6 protein-coding genes and 1 tRNA gene are annotated in these 7,266 nt (G+C 37.1%); 5 read left to right on the top strand and 2 right to left on the bottom strand.

What is annotated here, in order from left to right:
* Positions 1–377 precede the first annotated feature (377 nt).
* Both ACP6PM_RS16625 and ACP6PM_RS16620 read right to left on the bottom strand, forming a co-directional pair.
* Positions 378–983: a VOC family protein gene (locus ACP6PM_RS16625; RefSeq protein ID WP_426586498.1), complete on the bottom strand. Its 606-nt coding sequence runs from the start codon at positions 981–983 to the stop codon at positions 378–380.
* Positions 984–1,117: 134 nt separating this feature from the next.
* A complete protein-coding gene (locus ACP6PM_RS16620) occupies positions 1,118–2,641 on the bottom strand; it encodes a protein kinase domain-containing protein (RefSeq protein WP_426586496.1) in 1,524 nt (507 codons plus the stop codon).
* Positions 2,642–2,736: 95 nt separating this feature from the next.
* Between ACP6PM_RS16620 and ACP6PM_RS16615 the strand changes: the two genes are divergently transcribed.
* The 5 genes from ACP6PM_RS16615 to ACP6PM_RS16595 all read left to right on the top strand — a co-directional run bounded on the left by ACP6PM_RS16615 (position 2,737) and on the right by ACP6PM_RS16595 (position 6,676).
* Positions 2,737–2,809 (top strand) — tRNA-His (locus tag ACP6PM_RS16615).
* 122 nt (positions 2,810–2,931) lie between these two features.
* Positions 2,932–3,168, top strand: a complete 237-nt coding sequence (locus ACP6PM_RS16610) for a hypothetical protein (RefSeq protein ID WP_426586494.1) — start codon at positions 2,932–2,934, stop codon at positions 3,166–3,168.
* A gap of 229 nt (positions 3,169–3,397) precedes the next feature.
* A complete protein-coding gene (locus ACP6PM_RS16605; protein WP_426586492.1) occupies positions 3,398–3,733 on the top strand; it encodes a PIN domain-containing protein in 336 nt (111 codons plus the stop codon).
* Between the two features lie 129 nt (positions 3,734–3,862).
* Positions 3,863–4,468, top strand: coding sequence for a Uma2 family endonuclease (locus ACP6PM_RS16600; RefSeq protein ID WP_426586490.1), 606 nt, complete (start codon positions 3,863–3,865; stop codon positions 4,466–4,468).
* 213 nt (positions 4,469–4,681) lie between these two features.
* Positions 4,682–6,676 (top strand): protein kinase domain-containing protein, encoded by a 1,995-nt coding sequence (locus ACP6PM_RS16595; RefSeq protein WP_426586488.1) that lies wholly within the window; start codon positions 4,682–4,684, stop codon positions 6,674–6,676.
* Positions 6,677–7,266: the final 590 nt, after the last annotated feature.

Below are 7,266 nucleotides of genomic sequence, written 5' to 3'. Positions count from 1 at the left end.
ACAAGGATTTTGCCACGGATATACGGATTAATATGGATAAATCTTTAATGAATTTATTAATTGAAACTTTAAAGGATGACTTTTAGGAGGGATGGCACACAAGGATTTTGCCACGGATATACGGATTAATATGGATAGATATTTAATGAATTTATTAATTGAAACTTTAAAGGATGACTTTTAGGAGATATGGTACACAAGGATTTTGCCACGGATATACGGATTAATATGGAGATTAATATGGATAAACATCTGAAGCTTTTCTCTTTCAAGGTAAACAAGAAATTAATTTATTAATTGAAAATTTAGAGGATAGTGAGGTACAGTTTAATACTAATCTCTATTCCCTATTCCCTATTCCCTAAAACTGATAATTATCAAAATGAAAATTTACCATTAATTAGTAATTTTTCCTCATCCCCTCTCTGAATTTCAAAATTTCCAAAAGACTCTTCTTTTAATATTGGAGAAATTAATACTACATCAGTAAATTGATTTAAAGAGATATCTCTTTTACAAGACAACCCCCTGTTTATCGGATAAAATTCCTCTTTTGTACTGTTACTTACTTCCAGGAAAAATATCGCTGGCATTTCTGGATTTGTGAAATAGGAACCGTGCATATAGATAATGAAACTTTTACCATATAAATTGTATTTAGGTTGATATAATTCAAAATCATTTTTCTCGATATCTGAAAGTTTACCTCTAAAAGCTATTCCATAGGGGGAACCAGATTTATTTCGGAAATTATCCACCCTTTGATGAAATTTAACAAAGTTATTCTGGGATTCTTCTCTACTTCTAAGATATATTAGTTCTAAATAATTTTTCTCAAAAAAAATAAACCTTGAACTGGTTCCTTGTTGAGTATGCTCCCTAATTTCAGAAGGAGAAAAACCTAGTGATGATATTTGATTTATCGCATCCGCATCATCTTCAACTATTCTAAAAATATGGTCTACTTCCAGATTTTCATACATATTTTAAATCCCCTTTAAAATTTTGGTAGTAGTATAAGCGATCGCTCAGAAAAAATCAATTCCTCAAATATCGGTTTTTTTTACTTTTATGGGTTGATAGCTAAACCTTTCCAGAAAATTATTTCAGCTACTACCTACAACAAACACTTATCTAACTTTTTTGCCATTGCCTCAGCATGAATCCACCATTTTTGACCTCCTGACCAAATTCTTGAAGGTAAATGACCAACTGGTGCCCAATTTCTAAACTTAAATCCCCGATCGCGAAAATGCAGATTATAAGTCAACCAACCAACCTGACTACAGAATTTTCCATAATCTTCATCCACACTCTCATAAATCTGTTTTTGCACGCTCAACCCAAACTTTCCCTGACTATATTTTACCCAGAGGCGATCGATAGTCAGCAAATCTTCACAAGGTAAATTATCAATATCATCCTGAAACAAATAACTTTTTCTCCTCTTCCCCAAAGCATCACACAAAACTCCCCAAGTTTCCACATCCGCTTCCTGCCACTTTTGCACTGCCAACAAATATTGCAATTTCCCATACTTTACCCCCACTGCCGAAATTAACTCATTTTCATCCAGTGCCATAATTTGCGGAATAAACCTCCCCACCAAACTCGGTACCGATGGCAACAGAGGTAACTTTTGATTTACCCGCGCCAAAGACTCTGCATTTTTCACAGGTTGCCTGACAATATTAGAGCGAGACTCCAACGCTTCCAAAACTTCTTCCGCTGTCTGATAGCGTTGACTCACAGAATTTTGCAACAACTTATCTAATATATTGCCGATACGTTGACTTACACTACTCCCACTCGGCAAAAAATCTCGCCATCTCCAAGAGTCATTAATAACATCGAACATATCCCACGGTGCAACATCCGTCAGTAAATGAATGCAAGTTACACCCAAACTAAATAAGTCACTTGCTGGCAGTGCTTTCCCCCTGGTTTGCTCCGGTGCCATATATTCCGGACTTCCAATAATTGTACCAGTGCGAATTAAAGCTGTACCCGTCAGCAACTTCGCCACGCCAAAATCAATTAATACAATTTCCCCTACTTTTCCTAATTTTTCCAGTTTATTTTCTCCTGGTAGGTGGGGTGGTTTTTGATAGTTAATAGGTGGGAAAGTTCGACGAATAATATTTTCTGGTTTGATATCTCGGTGAATAATTTGATGCTGATGAATAAATTTCAATATTGGCAGTAACTCTCGTAAAAGTTGCCATATTTGTTCTTCGCTGAAGAGACCTTGTTTTAATTCTTGCTTTAATGTCAGACCTTGAATATATTCCTGCACTAAATATAAATTTTGATTGTATTGGAAATGAGCCAAAAGTAGAGGAATTTGTGGATGTTGCCCCAACTGCCCTAACCGCATTACCTCCCGCCGAAATAGTCTAGCTGTTGTTTGGTGGCTTTCGGGGTCGAGGGTGGGAAATGATATTTGCTTAAGAATACATGGAAGCTTCAGCGGATGTTGTTCATCTACCGCCAAGAATGTTTTGCCAAAGCCTCCCTGACCAACTTTTTTCAGAATACGATAGCGTCCCTGGAGAATTAAGGGAGATTGGCAACTCTGGCAATAACTTACTGTATCTGGGTTTTCTGGTTTGGGGCATTGAGAATTAACACAATAACTCATTGATGGGGAAGTTTTAGATTTTATATTTTTGTCAAGGGGGTTTACAAATATAATTTGGTAGTGCTATATTAATAAACTGTAAGAAAAAATTCACGGCGAGCGTGGCCAAGTGGTTAAGGCAGTGGTTTGTGGTTCCACCATTCGTGGGTTCGAGTCCCATCGTTCGCCCTTTTTGTATTATACAGTCTTAAAACGTTTATGTTTTAAGGCTTTATTGTTTTTGAGGAACTGCTGCCCAAAGAACAAGCTCTGTATATCAAATATTATCAGTAAGAAAAAAGAGGTATGGGATGAGAATTATACAAACAAAAGGAACAGTGAAAAATGGAGAAGTAAAAATTACTGTTCCTCCAGAGTTTAGTAATGACGAAATAGACATTATTCTTGTTGCCAAAAATGAGCCAGATGAATTTGAGATTATGCGGGAAATAGCAAAAGCTAAAGGATATGATTCTCAGGAAAAAATACTCGATCTAATTAAAAAGGTTAAGTTAGAAATGCTTCAGGAAAAAGATAGAGTAAAATAATGTCTAAAATCAAACGTTTATGTCTTGATACAAATGTTTATATAATCGGCATTCAAGAAGTTAATTCAGATGAGGCAAAAATTCTTGAGTCTATAGGTTACCAAATAATTAATAATTAATAATTAATAATTAAATAATTTAAGGTTTAAAGCCTCTCCTTGGATAGGGGAAAAATTTTGATTTTTCCGTAAGTGTCAATCCCCTTCTTTAAAGAAGGAGTAATTATTAATTGTTAATTGCTGAAATTATTTTGTCTCCTGAGTTAATTGACCAAATCCGGCGAGTGGGTAAATATTTATGGAATAAAGACAAAGCAGGTCTAGTTCTTGGTCTTATTTGGTCAAATCTAAACATCTTTTATGTTACCCCTGATGCGGAGTGGCGCAATCTCTCAAAAGAAATTAATTCAACAGGAAATATCCCCACAGAAGATATAGAAGTTTTTCTTACAGCTAAGTTTGGGTCAACAGATTGTTTTGTCTCTTCTAATAGAAAACTAATTAAAGCAATCGCTGATTTTGAGTGCTTAACTCCAGATGCTTTTATTAAAAAATATCTCAAATAGTCGTAATAAGCTTAAGTTAGGTTTCGTTCCTCAACCCAAACTACATTTTTAGAGGTCTCAGTTCAATACTACTAACAATAATGGCGACTACTATAACTCATAACTATTAACTAATAACTGATAACTGAAATGACCTATACTTCATCCAAACAACTAAGCTTTGAAGAATTTATTACCCAATATGGAGATAATACAAACTATGAACTCATTGACGGAGAACTAAGAGAGATGCAGCCTACTGGTCCTCACGAAGCTGTTGCTGGGAGTATTGCTGGTAGAATTTATGTTGAAATTTTTCGGAATAATTTCAACTGGTTGATTCCGAAAAATTGTTTAGTCCAACCCCTATTTGCTGAAGCAACTGCCCTATGTCCTGATGTGATTGTTTTAGATAAATCAGAATTAATTAAAGAACCTCTTTGGCAAAAAGAATCAGTAATTTGTAACGGTAGTACCATCAAACTTGTTGCAGAAGTTGTTAGTACAAATTGGCAAGATGATTATGCTAGAAAAGTAGAAGAATATGCTTTTTTAAATATTTCAGAATATTGGATTGTGGATTTTATGGGCTTGGGTGGTTTGCAATTTATTGGTAATCCGAAACAACCTACTTTCACAATTTGCCAGTTAGTGAATGGTGTCTATCAGCAAACACAATATCGTTTGGGAGAGCCTATTTATTCTTATATATTTCCTGATTTACAATTGCGACTTGACGACATTATGCCAATTTAAAATACTGACAATGGAGAATTGTCGAAGGGGAAGTATTGAATCAACTTTTTGGAAGTTTCTTACTCCCCACACTCCCCACACTCCCCACACTTCCCACACTCTGCTTTTTGCCAGAATGAAACAGCTCTGTCCTATTCTCCATCTTCCCTACTCCCTACTCCCTACTCCCTACTCCCTAAATTAACATAGACATAGTAGCCTAATCTTGTTAATATGAGTTATTGCTTAAATCCTCAATGTCAAAATCCCCAAAATTCTGAAGGGACATTATATTGCCTCGCTTGTGGGTCAAAATTGCTGCTGAGAGAAAGATATCGCCCCATTAAACCTATCGGTAGGGGTGGTTTTGGTAGAACCTTTTTTGCCGTAGATGAAGATAAACCTTCTCATCCCCCTTGTGTAATTAAACAATTTTTACCTCAAAATACTGGCGACCCAAAAAAGGCTGCCGAGTTATTTCAACAAGAGGCAGTTAGATTAGATGAACTTGGTCAACATCCACAAATTCCCGAATTATTAGCTCACTTTGAACAGGATAATAATCAATATTTAGTACAAGAATTTATCGACGGTTCTAATTTAGCTGAAGAGTCAATAAAAAAGGGTCCGTTTGATAGTAATCAAATTAAACAAATCTTGAATGAATTATTACCAGTTTTACAGTTTATTCACGAATATAGAGTAATTCATCGGGATATAAAACCAGAAAATATTATTCGTCGTAGTTCTATTCCACAAACTACTGGATGGATGACTAATACTAATAAATTAGTCTTAGTTGATTTTGGTGCAGCTAAAGTTATTACCGGAACTTCTTTAATGCAGCCTGGAACAATAATTGGTAGTCCAGAATATGTCGCTCCAGAACAAGTTAGAGGTCATGCTATTTTTGCCAGCGATATCTATAGTTTGGGAGTAACTTGTATTTATTTGTTGACTCAAGTCTCTCCTTTCGATCTATTTGATGTAATGAAAGATAAATGGGTATGGCGAGATTATTTAAGTCAATCTATTAATAGTATGTTAGGGAGAATTCTTGATAAAATGTTGGCAACTAATCCCAAAATGCGTTACCAGTCTGCTGCGGAAGTAATGAAAGAATTAAACCCAGACGTGAAACTCCCTACTCTCCCTAATATTTCTCCACCCACACCATCCCCAACCAGAAGACCAACACCATCTCCAACTCCTACCAGACCACCTATACCAACATACCAACCTCCGAAACCGCAAACAAAACAACCCACAAATTCTATTACTGCACCGCCTCATGTTGTGCAACCAACTGTTATTCCCCAACCACAACAGTCAACCTGGAAATGTGTCTTGACTTTGACCGGACATTTTGACTCGGTAAACTCAGTAGCATTTAGTCCGGATGGGGAAACTTTGGCGAGTGCTAGTCGGGATAAAACTATTGAAATTTGGGATATGAAAAAAGGTAGACGTTGGTTTACTCTTACTGGTCATGGTGACTCTGTACAAACAGTGGCGTTTAGTCAAGATGGGGAAATGTTGGCGAGTGGGAGTCGGGATAAAACTATTGAAATTTGGGATATGAAAAAAGGCAAACGTTGGTTTACTCTTATCGGTCATTCTGACTGGGTGGATACGGTAGCGTTTAGTCCGGATAATCAAATGTTGGCAAGTGGAGGTAGGGATAAAACTATTGAAATTTGGAATTTGCAGAAGGCAAAGCGCTGGTTTAGTTTGGTCGGACATGAAGACCGGGTTTATACTGTTGCTTTTAATCAAGATGGTGGAATTTTGGCAAGTGGCAGTCGCGACCAAACTATTAAAATATGGGATTTGCAAAAGGCGAAAGAGTTATTTTCAGTTAAGGGTCATTCAGACTGGGTGCGATCGCTAAGTTTTAGTCCAGATGGTGGAGTATTAGCGAGTGGTAGTAGGGATGGCACGATTAAGTTATGGCAGGTTTATGGAGGGGAGCTTATTTCGACACCCATACAAAATTTGAAGTATGGTATGAGTGATGTTTTGTCGGTGGCATTTAGTCCGAATGGCAAAATAGTTGCCAGTGGATATCGCAATGGCAGTATTAATTTATGGGATGCTATTACTGGGGAATTGTTGGAAACCCTTAATGGTCATGCTAGTGATGTATTTTCGGTAGTGTTTAGTCAGGATGGTAGAAGTTTAGCCAGTGGGAGTAATGATAAAACGATTAAAATTTGGCAAGTTCCGTGAAATCAGTTATGAGTTGAACTTTTGAATTATCTTACAGCTTTTTAACGGATGTAGGGGCGGGTTCCACGTTAAATTAATGGCAATCACCCCAAATCAAATAAACCCACCCCCAGGCGATATTATGCACGGGGCGGGTTAACATAAATCAATCAGTTATAATCAGATTTTTGGTGAAACCCGCCCCTACAAATTTTTAACGGATGTAGGGGCGGGTTCCACGTTAAATTAATGGCAATCACCCTAAATCAAATAAACCCGCCCCCCGTACCCGTAGTCATCAAGATCGGCATTACCCAATATCAGGTTGAAAGCGGGGCGGGTTAACATAAATCAATCAGTTATCACCAGATTTTTGGTGAAACCCGCCCCTAGGATTTTTTAACGTTGATGAGGTAGGGGCGGGTTCCGCGTTAAGTTAATGGAAATCACCCCAAATCAAATAAACCAGCCCCCATTCCCCGTTCAATCAATATCAGCATTACCATTGATCGGGTTGAAAGCGGGGCAGGGTTAACATAAATCAATCAGTTATAATCAGATTTTTGGTGAAACCCGCCCCTAGGATTTTTTAACGTTGATGAGGTAGGGGC

Origin of the sequence: Dapis brunnea BLCC-M229 (assembly GCF_050015995.1) — a bacterium.
Classification (GTDB): domain Bacteria; phylum Cyanobacteriota; class Cyanobacteriia; order Cyanobacteriales; family Microcoleaceae; genus Trichodesmium.
The sequence above is the reverse complement of the archived record's forward strand: the minus strand, read 5'-3'. Positions and strand labels throughout refer to the sequence as shown.